The following is a 17856-nucleotide window of genomic DNA, read 5'->3' as shown; positions in this document are numbered from 1 at the left end:
TACAAAATTATAAGGCTTTTCGTCAAAGCCCTTTTCATTCGAATTTTACGAAGCACCTGCTTCTTCAAACTCAACCTCTTCTAACTCGCCTAAACGATGATACTCTGTTAAAACCGCATCTTGAATTTTAGAGCGTGTACCAGAATTAATCGGATGTGCAATGTCACGGAACTCTCCATCTGGAGTACGTTTACTTGGCATTGCTACAAATAATCCATTATTACCATCAATTACACGAATATCATGAACAACAAATTCATGGTCCAAAGTAATAGAGGCAATTGCTCTCATGCGGCCTTCTGTGTTTACGCGGCGTAATCTTACGTCAGTCACTTCCATCTTGTGTTCACCACCCTTTTCTAAATAAGCGATATATTTGTATAAATTCCACAAATTTTCTATTTTCCCTTTAATTTTTTAAAAATTTTTAAGATAAAAATTTTTAATGTAGTTGAATATAGAGATTAGTGGAGGTTATCGCTTACAAAAGGTTACTTAACTAGGGCGATTACTTCAATTTCAACGGAAACATCTTTCGGTAATTTTGCTACTTGCACACAAGATCGAGCTGGTTTATGAGTAGAGAAATAAGAGCTATATACTTCATTCACAGCATTAAAATCATCCATGTCCTTTAAAAATACTGTTGTTTTTACGACTGTATCAAATGAAGCACCCGCTTCCTCTAATACCGCTTGTAAATTTTGAAATACTTGTTCTGTTTGTACTGTTACATCTCCTGTTACAAGCTCCCCATTCTCCGTTAATGGAATTTGTCCTGAGCTATAAAACATATTATTTACAATAATCCCTTGTGAGTAAGGTCCAATCGCTTGTGGTGCCTTGCTTGTTTGAACAACTTTCATACTTTTCACCCTTTTATTATTTATTTTACTCTTTAAAAATAGTGTACGAAAGGCAGTTTGTCCATCTATTTTATAATCTATAAATAAAATAAAAAAAGATAGAGCTATCTGCTCTACCTTTTATTCAGCCTCTACAAGCCCTTCATCAAATGGTGCAAGAGAATAATTCCCTTTTTCCACTTGAATCGTTTTTTCTTTCACATCAACTTCCGATAGACGAATTAATGATACAAAATTATTAATTAGTCGTTCTTCAATATCTGTGGATTCTACTAATACACCAATACCAACAACATTAGCCTTGAACTCTTCTAACATACTCATCATACCTTGAATCGTTCCGCCAGCTTTCATGAAGTCATCAATAATTAAAACATTGGATCCTTCTGGAAGGCTGCGTTTTGCTAACGTCATTGTTTGAATTCGTTTAGAAGAACCCGACACATAGTTAATACTAACAGTCGGACCTTCTGTTACCTTATTATCTTTCCTTGCAATTACAACTGGTACATCTAAGTAATTTGCCACTGCATAAGCAAGTGGAATCCCTTTCGTTGCCACTGTCATAACCGCATCAATTGATTGCCTAGCAAAAACAGAAGCAAACAAACGACCTGCGCCATTAATATGGCGAGGATTACTTAATAAATCTGTCATGTATAAGTAACCGCCAGGCAAAATACGATCTGGATTTTCAAATAAGCCACAAAGCTCATCAATAATTAGATCTGCCTCTTCTTCACTTATATACGGTATATATTTCACTCCTCCTGCTGCTCCTGGTATCGTTTGCAATGTGCCGACCCCTTGTTGTTCAAACGTTTGCTTAATAATAACTAAATCCTCACTAATGGAAGACTTAGCCGATTGATACCTTTCAGCAAAAAAAGTGAGAGATACTAGCTGACGAGGGTTTTGTAGCAAGTAATAAGTCATATCGACTAATCTTGTACTTCTTCTAATTTTCATACTCTCACCTCAAATCACGAATATTCTAAACAAATCATAACGTATTATACGTCTTTATTCAAGCGTTTCTCGCTCTCCTAATAAACGTACCGCATAGACCTGTTCACAAAATCCTTTTAATCCGTTATAAATGCGATGCATTCGAGAATCATGGTGTACAAGTCCAAATACAGTTGGACCACTTCCACTCATCAATACAGCATCCGCTCCGAATCGCTTCATCTGTGATTTAATACGTGCAACTTCAGGATGCATTCCAAATGTTACATCTTCTAAAACGTTACCAACAGTATCACAAATCCCTTTATAATCTCCAGAATTTATGACATCAACCATTTTATCTACATTTGGATGTGTAACTCGATTTAACTTTAAATTTCCATACACATCAGCAGTAGATACACCTATATGTGGTTTCGCTAAAATAACCCAACAAGAAGGCGGAGTCTTTATATGCTCAATTTTCTCTCCTCTTCCAGTGGCAATTGCTGTGCCGCCATATACACAGAAAGATACATCTGATCCAATTTCTGCGCCAAGCTCTGCTAACTCATCAATTGTAAGCCCTAAATTCCATAATTTATTAAGACCACGTAATGTCGCTGCTGCATCACTACTTCCACCTGCTAATCCAGCTGCTACTGGAATCGTTTTTTCAATAGTAATAGATACACCTTTTTTTACATTAAACTTCTCTTTTAATAATTTCGCTGCCTGATAAGCTAAATTTCGTTGGTCGTCTGGGACATACCGATTATGGGATAAAATTTCAATACGGTCTTCTGCTAATTCCGTTAGTTCTAGACGATCTGCTAAATCAATGGTTGTCATAATCATTTTCACTTCATGATATCCGTCTTGTCTTTTTCCCAGTACATCTAACGACAGATTAATCTTTGCTGGTGCTTTCACTAGTAGCTTCAATCTATTCACCCACTCTATGTACTCAATCTTTTATCGTTTATTTTACCATAAATTTATAGTAAGACGATGACACTTCCCTAATTATAACGAAAAGCATTCAGAATGAAACTACTTATGTAAAATGATGGCACCTTTTAGAGTACAAAAAGCCGAGGAATGTCTCCTCGGCTACCGTAGCATAGAAAGTATCTTACAACTACTGGTTTCGTTTCATTAATTGCTGTTCTGCAATTTCTATAGCACGTTTCACCATGTTACCAGCATCTTTCGCACGAATTCCGCCCCATCCTTCTTTCTGAACAACATCATAAAAGCCAAGCTCTTTTGCTAGCTCTTCTTTAAATTGGTTTGACATGACACCTCTTCGTCTACTCAATGCAGAGTCCCTCCTTATTTTGCTACGGTATAGTTAGTATGCAAAATAATATAGCTTTTCATTTATGGGAATATATGTAATGATATACGGATTATAAAATGACCTCATTATGAGGTTCTCCATAAAATGTTAACTCTACTGTCTCTGTTAAAACATCTGCATAACTATAAGATACACGTTGCAACGCATCTTCTTGTTGATCCAATTGTACAACAAAAACAGAACGGTATGTTTCTGCTAGTACACCTGATTGCTCCACAGTTTTTCTTCTTCCACTATTTGCTTTTAACATAAGTCGCTGTCCAAGATGGTGATCTAATTCGCTTTTAATTTCATCTAAACGTTTTGACATATACTTCGCTACACCTCGCTGTAATTTAGATTGAACACTTAAAACACGATATATCTATCCTAATTATTAACCGCGATTCACAGCTAATATCATCTTGCGTTTGAATAGATAGAAGAAATACTATATTGTAAAAGTATCATTACGTAGTCTGTACGTTCTTGTCTCTTTTTATCCAAATTCATTTAAATCCTTCCATACAAAAAAGCAAGATACATATGTACCCTGCTTACTCTTCGTAATGTTGAAAAGGTAATCCCGTTCGTAAAATCCCTCTCGTTTCAATTCCACCTAGTCCCTTTTCACCAGTAATTGTATTACGTACGACATCCCATACATTGACTCTCTCCATAAATGAAGTAAAACTAATTTTACCAACTACATATACAGGATCTAGTGCATGAATATTAATTCTAGATGGTGAACTAGCGAAATTGGCGCCTGCACGAATTAGTGCCTCAAAGTGCGATTGACATGCCCCAGCAAAAATAACAAGTTGATCCAATGATGGATATTTTTTTCGCACTTCTCGAACAGCCTGTACAAAATGCCTTGAATGCCTATATGCCGCTAAATCTCCCTTCACTCCTTTCGATTTTGTATATGCATCATGCCCCGTAATAACGAGAATGTCTGGGCGAAAGTGATCTATTAAGTCTACTACTTTTTCATGCATCTCCGTTTCTTTACAATGAATACCTTGTACAGGAACGCCAATTTTGTTATATAAGTCTAAGCACTTGCGCAAATATAAAGGGTCTCCATCTATATGCAATACACGTCCCGGCATTTGAAAATAATTCACCTCACTTGTGTATCCACCAGTTGAAGTATGTTCATGCCTTTGTTTCATTAACACATAATCTTGTTGAAACAAACGATACGTGCGCTCCATTGTTTCTTTCTCACGCTTCACCCTTTTTTTATGTTCTCGTTGATCTATACTAATTAAATCTTCAAGTGGCGCATCCGCCACCAGTCTAATTTCCTCTCCAAACAATATAGCTATCTCGCCTTTTATTTCTATAATACGAAAAAGAATATCCCTCTTATGAGAATATCGTTCCACTAATTCTCCAACATGTAAAGCCATTCTCCTACCTCCAAACTCATTAGGCCATCTTACCTGTTTTTAAAATATGAATTTAGAGGGAGAAAGGTGACAAAAGGGACAGTTCAAGTTGAACTGTCCCTTTCATATTCTTATGATAATTTATGAAGAACCAATGCATTACTTAATGTTGCAAACTCTTCAATAGATAGCGTTTCGCCTCTTCGCTTTGGATCAATTCCTACTTCTGTTAAAATTCGATCCAATAATTCCTTATCTTTCGGGAAACCATTTAAATTATTTGATAAATTATTCATCAAAGTTTTACGGCGCTGTGCGAAACTTGCTCGTACTACTTCAAAGAAGAATGTTTCATCTGTCACCTCTACAACCGGTTTCGGACGCTTTAGAAGGCGAATAATTGCAGAATCAACATTTGGCTGTGGTACAAACACTGTACGTGGTACAGTCATAACTGTTTCAACTTCTGTATAATACTGAATAGCAATCGATAAAGAACCATACTCTTTCGTTCCAGGTTTAGCAGCTAAACGATCTCCAACTTCTTTTTGCATCATAACAACAAATCCACGAACTGGTAACTTTTCTTCAAGCAATTTAAATAAAATTGGCGTTGTAATATAGTATGGCAAATTAGCTACTACCATTACATCTTGCCCTTCTTCAAATTGCTCATTAAATACTTCATGTACATCCGCTTTTAGTACGTCTTTATTAATAACTGTAACGTTACCATATGGTGCTAACGTCTCATCTAAAATTGGTAATAGTCTTTGATCAATTTCAAAAGCCACTACTTTTTTAGCACGCTTCGCTAATTGCTCTGTTAATGCACCGATACCTGGTCCAATTTCAATTGCACCACTTTCTGAACCAATTTCTGCATGATCGACAATACGATTTAATACATTTGTATCAATTAAAAAGTTTTGTCCTAAACTTTTTTTGAATGAAAATCCATACTTTTCAACAATGTCTTTTGTACGATTTGGCGTTGCGATATCCTTCATTTTTTTTCCTCCTGTATTACTTGCTTATAAGCTTCTCCAAATGATTCCTTTGAAACTTGAAACATCTGTAATCGTTTATGTAACTGTTTTGCATTTGTATAACCAATCTTTAATAGCTTACCCATTCTTTCTCTGCGGCTCTTTGCCATTTCTCCGCCCACTAAGCCTGCATCGACTAAATCACTCCAACTAATTTCACTTGTATAAGCTTCCATTTCTTCATGTATATTCTCTAGAGCACGGCGAATCGACTCATTAGAAGCATGTTCGATCCCAACTCCCTTTTTCCTTTTAGCAAGCGCTTCTTCCTTCGGTAAAAAGGCATGCTTACAGCCGGGAACCTTGTCAGAAATAATTTTTCGAATACGCTCTCCAGGATAATCTGGATCTGTGAAAATAATAACGCCCCTTTTTTGCTGCGCTAATTTAACTTGCTCAATAACATGATCACCGATTGCTGAACCGTTCGTTTCAATTGTATCCGCATCAACAGCACGCTTAATCGCAACTGTATCATCTTTACCTTCTACAACGATAATCTCTTTTATTTTCATACTTGCCTCCACACTCGTTTCGTCTCTACTTAGTAAAACAAAAAAATGACGACTTTTCCATTATTATTTTCCTCATTCTTATATTTTAAAAAATAGAATAGAAAAATCTTTGTTCTCTGTCCTTATTGTAACACTTCATCATTCACATTTATTTTCTTCATCACTTCTACTAGTGTTTTTTCAAAATAAAAAAGAACAGGTTTCCCCATTCTTTTTATTCAACACCAAATAAAGCTTTTGCATTTTTGGTTGTCATTTCTGCTACTTCCTCATAAGAAACACCTTTTAAATTCGCAATTTCTTCTGCTACGAGTTTTACATAACTCGGTTCATTTCGTTTCCCTCGAAATGGATGCGGCGTTAGATATGGACAATCCGTCTCTATTAACAATTTCTCTAATGGAATCTCCGTAGCAACCTCTTTCGGCTTTTTAGCGTTTTTAAATGTAACTGGTCCGCCTAACGAAATTAGAAAGTTCATATCAACACATCGCTCTGCTACTTCTACGCTGCCGCTAAAACAATGCATAATGCCTCCTACTTCAGCTGCATTCTCTTCTTCTAGAATATCAACAATATCTTGAGTTGCATCGCGATTATGTATAATAATCGGCAATTTCACTTTTTTCGCTAATGCAATTTGTTTACGAAATACATCTTTCTGTATTTCTTTTGGAGACTTATCCCAATGATAATCTAAACCCATTTCTCCAAGTGCAACGACTTTAGGATGAGAAGCAAGTTCTTCTAACCAAGCTAAATGTTCTTCTGTCATGTCAATTGCATCAACTGGATGCCATCCAACCGCAGCGTAAATAAAATCATAAGCTTCAGCTAATTCCATCGCCTTTTTTATCGTTACTTCATCAAAACCAACAACAACTGTATAAGTAACTCCCGCTTCTTTCATTCGGGCAATAACTTCTTGCAAATCTTCTTCAAATTGCTCTGCATTCAAATGCGAATGTGTATCAAACAACATAATACATAACTCCTTTTATATTGAAATCCAGTTTATTCTACAAAAATAAGTTCTTTAATAACTTAACGATAACAATACTACAATCTTAATGCAAAAATAGAGAATGTAAAAAGAAAAAAGACGTTTCACACATGTTACACGTGAAACATCTCTTTTCTTGTCTTAATTACTTGATTTTTGTACCATTTGGTAGATTTTGGTCAATTGATGCTAATGACAATACGCCATTCTCTTCACCCGCTAAAATCATACCTTGCGATAATTCACCGCGTAATTTTACAGGTTTTAAGTTTGTTACACAAATAACCTTTTTACCTTTTAGGTCTTCTGGCGAATAGAATTTTGCAATTCCAGAAACAACTTGACGCTTTTCTGTGCCTAAGTCTAGTTGAATTTTTAACAACTTGTCTGCTTTTTTCACAGGTTCAGCAGATAGTACTTCAGCTACGCGTAATTCTACTTTAAAGAAATCATCAATTGTAATTTCTTCTGCCTTCGGCTCTTCTTCTTTTTTCTCTTCTACTTTAGGGGCAGAGCTTTTCATTTGTTCTTTAATGTACTCTACTTCCACTTCTATTTCTAAACGAGGGAAAATCGGGTTTCCTTTTTCTACTTTTGTTCCAGCTGGAATACAGCCAATTGTAGATAGACTTTCCCAAGATTTATGAGCCTCATCAGTAAGGCCAAGCTGAGCAAACATCTTGCTTGGTGCTACTGTTAAGAATGGCATAAGCATAATACCTGTTTGACGAAGTACTTCTGCTAAATGAGCCATTACGGAAGCTAACTTTTCACGATCATTCTCATCTTTTGCTAATACCCATGGTTGTGTTTCATCAATATATTTATTCGTACGACTAACCAATTGCCAAATAGATCCTAACGCTACAGAGAACTCCATATTCTCCATTGCTTCTTCTACTTTTTTCAAAGTATCTTGTGCAAACGCTACTAACGTTTCATCAAATTCTGTTACATTTGCTTTAAATGCAGGGATTTCTCCGTTAAAGTACTTATCAATCATAGCTACTGTACGATTTAATAAATTACCTAAGTCATTTGCTAAGTCGTAATTAATACGCTCCACAAATCCTTCTGGTGTAAATACGCCATCAGATCCAAATGGAACTTCACGAAGTAAGTAATAACGTAATGCATCCAATCCATAACGATCGATTAATGTAACTGGATCTACTACGTTTCCTTTTGACTTACTCATCTTTCCATCCTTCATTAAAATCCAGCCATGAGCAAAGACTTTCTTTGGAAGAGGTAAATCTAATGCCATTAAAATTATCGGCCAATAAATTGTATGGAAACGAACGATTTCTTTCCCAACTAAATGCACATCTGCAGGCCAGAATTTTTTATATTTCTCTTCATTTGCTGTTCCATAACCTAACGCCGTAATATAGTTAGATAATGCGTCAACCCATACGTAAATAACGTGTTTTGGGTTACCAGGAACACGAACTCCCCAGTCAAATGAAGTACGAGAAACTGCTAAATCTTCTAATCCTGGTTTAATAAAATTATTAATCATTTCATTTTTACGAGACTCCGGCTGAATGAAATGTGGATTATCTTCATAGAACTTTAATAGTCTGTCGACATATTTACCCATTCTAAAGAAATAAGATTCTTCACGAACAAGTTCTACATCATGACCACTATCTGGGCTTTTCCCTCCAACTACTTTGTCACCTTCCATAATTGGATCTACTAATTGATGCTCTGTATAGAACGTCTCATCTTGTACAGAATACCAACCTTCATATTCATCAAGATAAATGTCACCTTGATCTACTAATTGCTTAAAGATTTTTTCGACAACATCTTTATGACGATCTTCAGTTGTACGAATAAAATCATCATAAGAAATATCCATCTTCTCCCAAAGCTCTTTAATTCCTGCAACAATATTATCAACATATGCCTGTGGCGTAATATTTAACTCTTCTGCTTTCTTTTGGATCTTCTGTCCATGCTCATCAGTTCCTGTTAAATAATGCACATTATATCCTTGCATACGCTTATATCGTGCCATCGCATCTCCTGCTACTGTCGTATAAGCATGTCCAATGTGTAATTTTCCACTTGGATAATAAATTGGGGTAGTAATATAAAAGGACTTATTTTCCTCTGTCATTGTTTTGGACCTCCCGAATAACCTCATATGTATTTATAAACAGTATATCAAAAACTCATATATAAAGTGAAACTTTAATCAGTGGGGTTTTTCTTCATCCCCACTGATTATTAGCCCACATCAATCGGGCTTTTACGAGCAGCCCGAATCTCACTTATCTTCTTTAAGCCAACCTAATTTTGAATTCTGGGTCTTAATGCTCGATATCTTTATCATCTATTGCTCATATTTCAAAAAAATATACAATCTCCACTTGAAATTTGTTATTTTTTTCTGAAAATATTGTAAATAATTGTGGAATTTCCTCTCAATCTATTATATATAAGAAATAAGAAATCTATAAATCTTTTTAAAAAATATAGAATTTAAGAATTGACGGAAATGTAAATGATTGGTATCATATGTCCATAGGGTATTTTGTCGAAAAATGACGAATCTAAAAATAGACTCGAAACTTATAAACTATTTATTTAGGAGGAAAAAAATTATGAAATCTACTGGTATTGTTCGTAAAGTTGATGAATTAGGTCGTGTAGTAATTCCAATCGAATTACGCCGTACTTTAGGTATTGCAGAAAAGGACGCTCTTGAAATCTATGTTGATGACGAAAAAATCATCTTAAAGAAATATAAACCAAACATGACTTGCCAAGTAACTGGTGAAGTATCTGACGGTAACCTTTCTTTAGCTGAAGGTAAAATCATCTTAAGCAAAGAAGGCGCTGAGCAAATCTTAAACGAACTTCAAGATTATATCGAAACAGCAAAATAAGCTTCTCAATTATGAGAAGCTTATTTTTTATCGACATGATAGATTTGATATACATCTCTTTTCGACAAATCTCGATCTTTAGCGACTGTTTTAATCGCTTCTTTTGAATTCATACCTTTTTCATTTATATAGTGTTCAATATGATCATATACTGAAAGAGATTCCCACCATTGTTCTTCTGGAGCAGGTTCTTCTGTTGAACCAGCTACTAAAATACAAAACTCACCACGTACTTCATTTTGCTTCGTCCACTCAATTGCTTCTTGAATTGTCCCTCGAATAAATTCCTCAAATTTTTTCGTTAACTCTCGACACAATACAATCTCTCTATTTCCCAACACTTCCTGCATCGAAATTAAAGTATCATCTAAACGATGAGGCGCTTCATAAAACATCATTGTAGTTTGTACATAACGAAGCTTTTCTAACTCCATCTTCCGTTCCTTTTTGTTTCTCTGCAAGAAACCATAGAAATAAAACTGCTTTGTTTCAAGACCGGATGCAATTAATGCTGTAAGGGCTGCATTTGCTCCAGGAAGCGGAATTACATGATATTGCTCAGCTACTGCCTCAACAACAATATCGTAACCCGGATCAGAAATACACGGCATACCAGCGTCACTAACAAGTGCTACATTCTTTCCATCCTCTAACTTCTCTAATATTCTCTTTCCACTTACTTCTTTATTATGCTCATGATAACTCGTGACAGGTGTTTCAATTTCAAAATAATTACAAAGTTTTTTCGTTTGTCTCGTATCTTCAGCAGCAATTAAATCAACTTCTTTTAAAATTCGGATTGCACGAAATGTCATATCTTCTAAATTTCCAATAGGAGTTGGTACTAAATATAAAACTCCCTTTTCATTTTGTTGAAAGCTTTTTTGTTGCCACATAGCGTTCTCCTTTTTGCATATATGCCTCTTTTTGTTTTCTCGTTAATTGCTTAAAGTAATACTCCGCTTGCATAGCTGTACGCTTATCATCATGGGTCTCTACATATTTTAAAACGACAGGAAGCCTGACGCGTGTATACTTAGCTCCTTTGCCGCTATTATGAGTCTGTATTCGTTTTTCTATATGGTTTGTATATCCAGCATAATAACTTCCATCAGAGCACTCTACCACATAAAAAAAATGCTTATTCTTCTCCATATAAAATTGAACGTATCTCCTTTGTATATTCGTTATTGTTCTCATATACAACGAGAGGTGGTAAAATTTTTAAATCTGCATTTCCATCCTTAATTCCTTCAATTAACAATGTATTTGCTTCTTTTCCAACCTTAGGATAAACAAATCGCACACGCTTTGGTTCAATTTTATATTTACGCATTAATGTGACAATGTCGAGTAATCGCCCTGGACGATGTACAAACGCCACTTTCCCACCTTGTTTTACTAACTGACTACTTGCAGATACAACATCTTCTAATGTACACATAATTTCATGACGAGCTATCGCTAAATGTTCATTCATATTTTTCTCTGAAGTTTGAGGTGTTTGAAAATATGGTGGATTACATGTAACAACATCATATTGATGACGTCCGAGTTTCTCTGGCATATCTTTCAAATCTCCATGTATGAGGTGAATTCTTTCTTCCAGCCCATTATATTGAACACTTCTTACTCCCATATCATATAAGCGTTCTTGAATTTCCACACCAGTAATCTTTCCTTTTGTTCTTGTACTTAATAGAAGGGGGACAACTGCGTTACCTGTACACAAATCAAGTAAATTCCCCTTTTGAATTGGTACCCATGCAAAATCTGCCAGTAAAACAGCATCTAAAGAAAAATTAAATACTGATGGGCTTTGTATAATCTTCATGTCTTGCGCTAATAAGTAATCTAAACGTTCATCTTCATATAAATTCATATACTGCTCCTTTTCTTACCCTTAACCTACCCTATTTCATGTATAAAAAATTACCTTTCCAATTATAATTGGAAAGGTAATTTCACTTTTTATTTAAGAATGACAGACAGAACAAACAATCTCCCTCTTTACGTACACTTCCATAATGTAGATTGCAAATATGAAAACCTTCTTGATACAGTCTCGCTAAATTGTCATAGCCTTCACCAATATCTGTTTTCGGCTTCACTTCTTTACGCTTTTGAGTTTTTTGTTTTTCTTTATTCTGCACTTCTTCAAAACGGTGTCGCAAATTGTTATTTTCCATTTTTATATGCTGGTTTTCTTCCAACAACTCTGCAAGATGCTGTTTTAACTCTCCCAACTGTTTGTATAAATGTCCAATTTGCTCTTCCATACTAGAAACCGATTCAAAAATATCTTTTTTCTCCACAAGCACCCACCTCATTAATCTGTGGTTTGACTCGAAACGACCCCTTTATTCACTAACTCATCTAACGTATATTCTACTATCCGTTCCTTGTCTACTAGTTCCACTTGAATTAATCTTTCTAAAATATTTAATCCGATCACACGGCCAGTACCATGCGGGGTTTGTATACGTTGATCTAAATCAGGAAGTTGTTCCTTTGCTGCCTCATATTCATCATTCTCATATTTTAAGCAACACATTAAGCGACCACATAAACCAGAGATTTTTGCAGGATTTAATGATAAATTTTGATCCTTTGCCATTTTAATGGATACAGGTTCAAAATCTCCTAAAAAAGTAGAACAACAAAGCATACGACCACATGGACCAATACCACCTAGCATCTTCGCTTCATCACGAACACCAATTTGTCTTAGTTCAATTCTTGTTCTAAAAATTGCCGCTAAGTCCTTCACTAGTTCGCGGAAATCAATCCGACCATCCGCAGTAAAATAGAAAATAATCTTATTACGATCGAATGTATACTCTACATCTACAAGTTTCATATCAAGATTATGCTCTACTACCTTTTGCTGACAGACTTGATATGCTTCTTTTGCAGCATGTTTGTTCTCTTCAACAATGGTACGATCATTTTCATTTGCAATACGAATAACCTTTTTTAGCGGTAATACAACGTCGTTTTCATCAACTTGCTTTTTGGTAATAACTACTTTTCCGTATTCAATACCTCTTACCGTTTCTACAATAACAAACTCATTTTCAGAGATATCGAACTGATTTGGATCAAAGTAATATACCTTTCCGGCCTTCTTAAAGCGAACACCTACTACATCATACAAAACGGTCATCCCTCCTGCAACCGCAACACTAACTGTTCGAACACAAGCTGCGCATTTACATTAGCGTTGATTCTATTTTTTGCCTCTAATATATTAAAGAGAGCTGATACAATGCGCTTCTGAGCATAGGAAAACGATTCAAACATCTCTTTCTGCTCATGAAAAACAAGACGATCTTCTTCTCCAAGTTGAACATATAGTAAATCCTTATAAATAAGGAGTAACATATCTAACCCTTGCTGTAATTGTTCTTTCTCTCCAAAGTGTTTTCCCCATTTTTCTTGTACAAAAAAAATAGAGGTTTTATCTTTTTCGAGCGCTTCACATAATTTTATCACTAAAGCTCGTGCTTGTGCAAACCATTCATCACTACATAAAGCTAAAGCTTCATCAAAACTATTTGTGAGTTGAGCAGCAAGTGTCGATAAAGATGCTGTAATACCTTCTTCCTGTAATCTTCTAATTAAAGATTCTGTAGGTAACGGTCTAAACGTAACAACTTGGCAACGAGATAAAATCGTATTTAAAATTTGATGACTTTGTTCAGTAAGTAAAATAGCGGTTGTATCACTACTTGGTTCTTCTAAAAATTTCAAAAGTGTATTTGCCGCATTTGCCGTCATACGATCTGCGTGCTCAATAATATATAATTTTTTATTTGCCTCTAATCCTGTTTTTGAAAACTCTTCTTGTAAATCATGAATTTGCTGCTTCTTAATAGATAATCCGTCTGGTTTTACAATATGTAAGTTAGGGTGGTTACCTGAATCAATTCGCTTACAATTTGTGCATACATGACAGGGCTCTACTCCATTCCGCTGAGAACAGAGGAAACTCTTTGCCATTTGAATTGCTGTCGCAAACTTTCCCGTACCTTTCCCTCCCTCTAACAAGTAAGCGTGGGATATACGCTCTTTTGCAATGCTATTCATCAACATTTTTACACCGATGGGTTGTATAGCAGAAAGCTGCTCCCACGTCTTCATCATAATGCATACCTCACTTATTTCATTCTTTCCTTCTATTATAACAATTTATCTTCTATAATCTGAACAACTTCTTCTATAAGTTTTTCCATCGGCTGATCAGCATTTACCAATACAATACGCTCCGAGAAACGTTCTACAACTTGTAAATACCCTTCGCGCACGCGTTTATGGAAAGAGATATCTTCCATATCTAGTCGATTTACTTCACGTCCTGCATCTTTTTCAATCCGAGCCAAGCCAACCTCAGGCTCAATGTCTAGATAAATTGTTAAACTAGGCATACAGTCCTCTGTTGCGAAACGATTTATTTCAAATACCTTATCCATACCCAATCCTCTTGCATAGCCTTGATATGCTAAAGAACTATCTATAAAACGATCACATAACACGAGATAGTTCTCATTAAGTGCTGGCATAACTTTTTCTACTAAATGTTGTCTGCGCGCAGCAGCATAAAGAAGCGCTTCTGTACGTGCTTCCATCATCGTATATTCTTGTTTATGTAAAATCGTCCTAATGTCCTCAGAAATTGCAATACCACCTGGTTCCCTTGTCGCCATTACCTTTTGTGCTTTTTGTTCAAAATATGGCAATAAGCTTTTAATTAACGTTGTTTTACCTGAACCTTCTGGGCCTTCAATTGTTACAAATAATCCCTTCATCCTAAAACCTACTTTCTATATCATACACTTTCATATATTTCGTATTACCTTGAAAACGAGCTCCTGCTCTCTCTAAATACATAATTTGCTCTTTATGCTCTGAAGTAATTCTCTCTCCATACATAACCAATGGAATCCCAGGTGGATACGGAATCACCATTTCCGCCGCTATCATTCCAACAGCCTCTTCTATAGATACTATCCTTGTTCCATATCTTTCTAGTTGTTTATACGTATACGGCAACGGAGAGAATTCACCTTTATAAGTATAACGAATAGATTCCCTCTTGTCTTTCACGTCATAATGTTGCAATGCTACTCGGATCATCTCTATAACCTTCATATACCCCTCATTTGCTTGCAGGGGTAAAATAAATAGGACATTGTACGGATCAGCCATCTCTGTATATATACCGACCTTTTCAAATACGGACTGTAATTCGTACCCTGATAACTGACAACGAGTTTGTACGGTAACCTTTAACTCGTCTTGCAACGGATATTCTAAAATGGCGATTTGGGGAATAGAACGTAACCGTTCCTTAAATCTCCGTAAAAACTCAACAATTTCACCATGACCTTCTTCTTTTATACGCGCCATTGTAAAGCGTGCTATATCCAAGGAAGCCATAATTGGATACGATGGACTACTAGATTGTAGCATACTTAAATAAGTAGTAACCTTCTCTTCGTCTACTAAGTAACTATTTATATGTAAATAGGAACCCATTGTCATTGCGGGTAATGTCTTATGTGCAGAATGCACTACAATATCTGCACCATATGTTAACGCTGATTTCGGGAATGGTTCTCCTAAACAAAGATGTGCCCCATGTGCCTCATCTATCAAAACAGGGATTTCATGTGCATGTGCAAAAGCGATGCTTGCCTCTAAATCCATGCCCATACCATAATAATTAGGATGCGTTAGAATGAGTGCTTTCGCATTTGGATATTTTCCAATTGCTTTCTTAATAATTTCATTACGAACTCCCACTGGTACGTTATAAGTTTCATCAATCCATGGATCTAAAAAAATGGGATTTGCTCCCGCTAGTTTTAAACCATTAATAATTGATTTATGACAATTTCTTTGTACAAGAACAATATCATGTTCCCCACAACAAGACAAAATCATCGCTAAGTTCCCGACTGTTGAACCATTAATTAAAAAATAACTTCTCTTTGTATCATACACTTCAGCCAATAATTGTTGTGCCTCATCTATACATTCAAACGGACTATGCAAATCATCTAGTCCTGCTAACTCAGTTACATCAATAGATAGAATATCTTTAAACTCTCTTATTGCCTTCTGAGGGAAGTTTAAACCATTCTTATGACCTGGGACATGAAAGGATAACGGCCCTCTTTCTTTAAACTCGATTAACGCCTCATATAAAGGCATATGATTTTGATTCATCTACATCTCTTCCTTATTATTCATTCTCCATCTATTATACAGAACAAAAAAAATAATAGGCATATGCCTATTTAAAAATATGATACTTCTAATTTTCGAAGTTGCTTTAAATAATGTATATATTTCGGATCATCTGTCTCTGTATTCACCATATCCTTTTCACATTCATAACATATTAAATTATTATAAACATATATACCTTCTTTTCTTTTTGTCTCACAAACAATACAAACTTCACTTTGTAATTTCATAACCTTCCCTCCCTATTTAAGTGAACCTATTTTATACTTCTAATCCTTAACAATTTCCAGAAAAATATACACCCATCTCTTATATAATATGATTAACTCTTGGGCAACGTGTTTGTATTACCATTACTTCTTTCCCATTCTTTTTAACAATACAAAAAAACACAAGTCAAAAGACTTGTGTTTTTAGTTGCTTGGCGACGTCCTACTCTCACAGGGACAAGGTCCCAACTACCATCGGCGCTAGAGAGCTTAACTTCCGTGTTCGGTATGGGAACGGGTGTGACCTCTCTGCCATCATCACCAAACTATGAAGGCATATTCCTTCAAAACTAGATAACATTGCTACATATTATATGGTTAAGTCCTCGATCTATTAGTATTCGTCAGCTCCACATGTCACCATGCTTCCACCTCGAACCTATCAACCTGATCATCTTTCAGGGATCTTACTAGCTTACGCTATGGGAAATCTCATCTTGAGGGGGGCTTCATGCTTAGATGCTTTCAGCACTTATCCCTTCCGCACATAGCTACCCAGCTATGCCCTTGGCAGAACAACTGGTACACCAGCGGTGCGTCCATCCCGGTCCTCTCGTACTAAGGACAGCTCCTCTCAAATTTCCTACGCCCACGACGGATAGGGACCGAACTGTCTCACGACGTTCTGAACCCAGCTCGCGTACCGCTTTAATGGGCGAACAGCCCAACCCTTGGGACCGACTACAGCCCCAGGATGCGATGAGCCGACATCGAGGTGCCAAACCTCCCCGTCGATGTGGACTCTTGGGGGAGATAAGCCTGTTATCCCCGGGGTAGCTTTTATCCGTTGAGCGATGGCCCTTCCATGCGGAACCACCGGATCACTAAGCCCGACTTTCGTCCCTGCTCGACTTGTAGGTCTCGCAGTCAAGCTCCCTTATGCCTTTGCACTCTACGAATGATTTCCAACCATTCTGAGGGAACCTTTGGGCGCCTCCGTTACACTTTAGGAGGCGACCGCCCCAGTCAAACTGCCCACCTGACACTGTCTCCCGGGTCGATAAGACCCGTAGGTTAGAATTTCAATACAGTCAGGGCGGTATCCCACCAGCGCCTCCACCGAAGCTAGCGCTCCGGTTTCAATGGCTCCCGCCTATCCTGTACAAACTGTACCAAAATTCAATATCAGGCTACAGTAAAGCTCCACGGGGTCTTTCCGTCCTGTCGCGGGTAACCTGCATCTTCACAGGTACTATAATTTCACCGAGTCTCTGGTTGAGACAGTGCCCAAATCGTTACACCTTTCGTGCGGGTCGGAACTTACCCGACAAGGAATTTCGCTACCTTAGGACCGTTATAGTTACGGCCGCCG

At 36.5% G+C, this 17856-nt stretch carries 21 protein-coding genes and 2 rRNA genes (1 of these 23 running past the window's edge); 1 reads left to right on the top strand and 22 read right to left on the bottom strand.

Annotation, left to right across the window (positions count from 1 at the left end):
- Positions 1-45: 45 nt before the first annotated feature.
- From spoVG to metG, 11 genes are all read right to left on the bottom strand, one after another.
- The gene (gene spoVG, locus ACUXVC_RS00275; RefSeq protein WP_000454041.1) at positions 46-339 is read right to left on the bottom strand and encodes a septation regulator SpoVG; all 294 of its coding nucleotides are present in this window, start codon (positions 337-339) and stop codon (positions 46-48) included.
- Positions 340-491: 152 nt separating this feature from the next.
- The gene (locus ACUXVC_RS00270; RefSeq protein ID WP_000869823.1) at positions 492-866 is read right to left on the bottom strand and encodes a RidA family protein; all 375 of its coding nucleotides are present in this window, start codon (positions 864-866) and stop codon (positions 492-494) included.
- A 120-nt stretch (positions 867-986) separates the two neighbouring features.
- Positions 987-1835 carry a pur operon repressor gene (gene purR, locus ACUXVC_RS00265; RefSeq protein ID WP_000702467.1) on the bottom strand — a complete coding sequence of 283 codons (849 nt, stop codon included), beginning with the start codon at positions 1833-1835 and terminating at the stop codon, positions 987-989.
- A gap of 54 nt (positions 1836-1889) precedes the next feature.
- A complete protein-coding gene (ispE, locus tag ACUXVC_RS00260) occupies positions 1890-2759 on the bottom strand; it encodes a 4-(cytidine 5'-diphospho)-2-C-methyl-D-erythritol kinase (protein ID WP_000772104.1) in 870 nt (289 codons plus the stop codon).
- 196 nt (positions 2760-2955) lie between these two features.
- The gene (gene sspF, locus ACUXVC_RS00255; protein ID WP_002094215.1) at positions 2956-3135 is read right to left on the bottom strand and encodes an acid-soluble spore protein SspF; all 180 of its coding nucleotides are present in this window, start codon (positions 3133-3135) and stop codon (positions 2956-2958) included.
- A 91-nt stretch (positions 3136-3226) separates the two neighbouring features.
- Complete coding sequence (gene veg / locus ACUXVC_RS00250) at positions 3227-3487, bottom strand: biofilm formation stimulator Veg (protein ID WP_000044349.1); 261 nt, start codon at positions 3485-3487, stop codon at positions 3227-3229.
- Between the two features lie 226 nt (positions 3488-3713).
- Positions 3714-4577, bottom strand: coding sequence for a sporulation peptidase YabG (gene yabG, locus ACUXVC_RS00245; RefSeq protein WP_001173734.1), 864 nt, complete (start codon positions 4575-4577; stop codon positions 3714-3716).
- 110 nt (positions 4578-4687) lie between these two features.
- On the bottom strand, positions 4688-5566 hold the full coding sequence (gene rsmA / locus ACUXVC_RS00240) for a 16S rRNA (adenine(1518)-N(6)/adenine(1519)-N(6))-dimethyltransferase RsmA (RefSeq protein WP_000651548.1): 879 nt from the start codon (positions 5564-5566) through the stop codon (positions 4688-4690).
- Positions 5563-6120, bottom strand: a complete 558-nt coding sequence (rnmV, locus tag ACUXVC_RS00235; RefSeq protein ID WP_000692837.1) for a ribonuclease M5 — start codon at positions 6118-6120, stop codon at positions 5563-5565. The genes rsmA and rnmV overlap by 4 nt, the downstream gene beginning before the upstream one ends.
- A gap of 214 nt (positions 6121-6334) precedes the next feature.
- Positions 6335-7102, bottom strand: a complete 768-nt coding sequence (locus ACUXVC_RS00230) for a TatD family hydrolase (protein ID WP_098127747.1) — start codon at positions 7100-7102, stop codon at positions 6335-6337.
- Between the two features lie 166 nt (positions 7103-7268).
- Positions 7269-9251, bottom strand: coding sequence for a methionine--tRNA ligase (gene metG, locus ACUXVC_RS00225; RefSeq protein WP_375853541.1), 1983 nt, complete (start codon positions 9249-9251; stop codon positions 7269-7271).
- Positions 9252-9738: 487 nt separating this feature from the next.
- Between metG and ACUXVC_RS00220 the strand changes: the two genes are divergently transcribed.
- On the top strand, positions 9739-10023 hold the full coding sequence (locus ACUXVC_RS00220) for an AbrB/MazE/SpoVT family DNA-binding domain-containing protein (RefSeq protein WP_000843036.1): 285 nt from the start codon (positions 9739-9741) through the stop codon (positions 10021-10023).
- Positions 10024-10043: 20 nt separating this feature from the next.
- On the opposite strand, the gene rsmI is transcribed toward ACUXVC_RS00220, so the two are convergent.
- The 11 genes from rsmI to ACUXVC_RS00165 all read right to left on the bottom strand — a co-directional run.
- A complete protein-coding gene (gene rsmI / locus ACUXVC_RS00215) occupies positions 10044-10919 on the bottom strand; it encodes a 16S rRNA (cytidine(1402)-2'-O)-methyltransferase (RefSeq protein WP_000267824.1) in 876 nt (291 codons plus the stop codon).
- On the bottom strand, positions 10888-11178 hold the full coding sequence (locus ACUXVC_RS00210; protein ID WP_000414350.1) for a GIY-YIG nuclease family protein: 291 nt from the start codon (positions 11176-11178) through the stop codon (positions 10888-10890). The genes rsmI and ACUXVC_RS00210 overlap by 32 nt, the downstream gene beginning before the upstream one ends.
- Entirely contained in the window at positions 11165-11905 is a 741-nt protein-coding gene (locus ACUXVC_RS00205) for a tRNA1(Val) (adenine(37)-N6)-methyltransferase (RefSeq protein WP_001055355.1), read from the bottom strand. Before ACUXVC_RS00205 ends, ACUXVC_RS00210 begins: the two co-directional genes overlap by 14 nt.
- An 82-nt stretch (positions 11906-11987) precedes the next feature.
- Positions 11988-12338, bottom strand: a complete 351-nt coding sequence (yabA, locus tag ACUXVC_RS00200) for a DNA replication initiation control protein YabA (RefSeq protein ID WP_000412063.1) — start codon at positions 12336-12338, stop codon at positions 11988-11990.
- Between the two features lie 14 nt (positions 12339-12352).
- Positions 12353-13180, bottom strand: coding sequence for a PSP1 domain-containing protein (locus tag ACUXVC_RS00195; protein ID WP_000272429.1), 828 nt, complete (start codon positions 13178-13180; stop codon positions 12353-12355).
- A 5-nt stretch (positions 13181-13185) separates the two neighbouring features.
- Positions 13186-14169: a DNA polymerase III subunit delta' gene (gene holB, locus ACUXVC_RS00190; protein WP_000978578.1), complete on the bottom strand. Its 984-nt coding sequence runs from the start codon at positions 14167-14169 to the stop codon at positions 13186-13188.
- 35 nt (positions 14170-14204) lie between these two features.
- A complete protein-coding gene (tmk, locus tag ACUXVC_RS00185) occupies positions 14205-14831 on the bottom strand; it encodes a dTMP kinase (protein ID WP_000677220.1) in 627 nt (208 codons plus the stop codon).
- 1 nt (position 14832) lies between these two features.
- Positions 14833-16254: an aminotransferase class I/II-fold pyridoxal phosphate-dependent enzyme gene (locus ACUXVC_RS00180; protein ID WP_064531870.1), complete on the bottom strand. Its 1422-nt coding sequence runs from the start codon at positions 16252-16254 to the stop codon at positions 14833-14835.
- A 71-nt stretch (positions 16255-16325) separates the two neighbouring features.
- Positions 16326-16505, bottom strand: coding sequence for a sigma factor G inhibitor Gin (locus tag ACUXVC_RS00175; RefSeq protein ID WP_000776279.1), 180 nt, complete (start codon positions 16503-16505; stop codon positions 16326-16328).
- 189 nt (positions 16506-16694) lie between these two features.
- Positions 16695-16810: ribosomal RNA gene (rrf, locus tag ACUXVC_RS00170) — 5S ribosomal RNA — on the bottom strand.
- Between the two features lie 48 nt (positions 16811-16858).
- A 23S ribosomal RNA gene (locus ACUXVC_RS00165) occupies positions 16859-17856 on the bottom strand (it continues 1924 nt past the right edge of the window).

The organism is Bacillus sp. N6 (assembly GCF_052805735.1).
The sequence above is the reverse complement of the archived record's forward strand: the minus strand, read 5'-3'. Positions and strand labels throughout refer to the sequence as shown.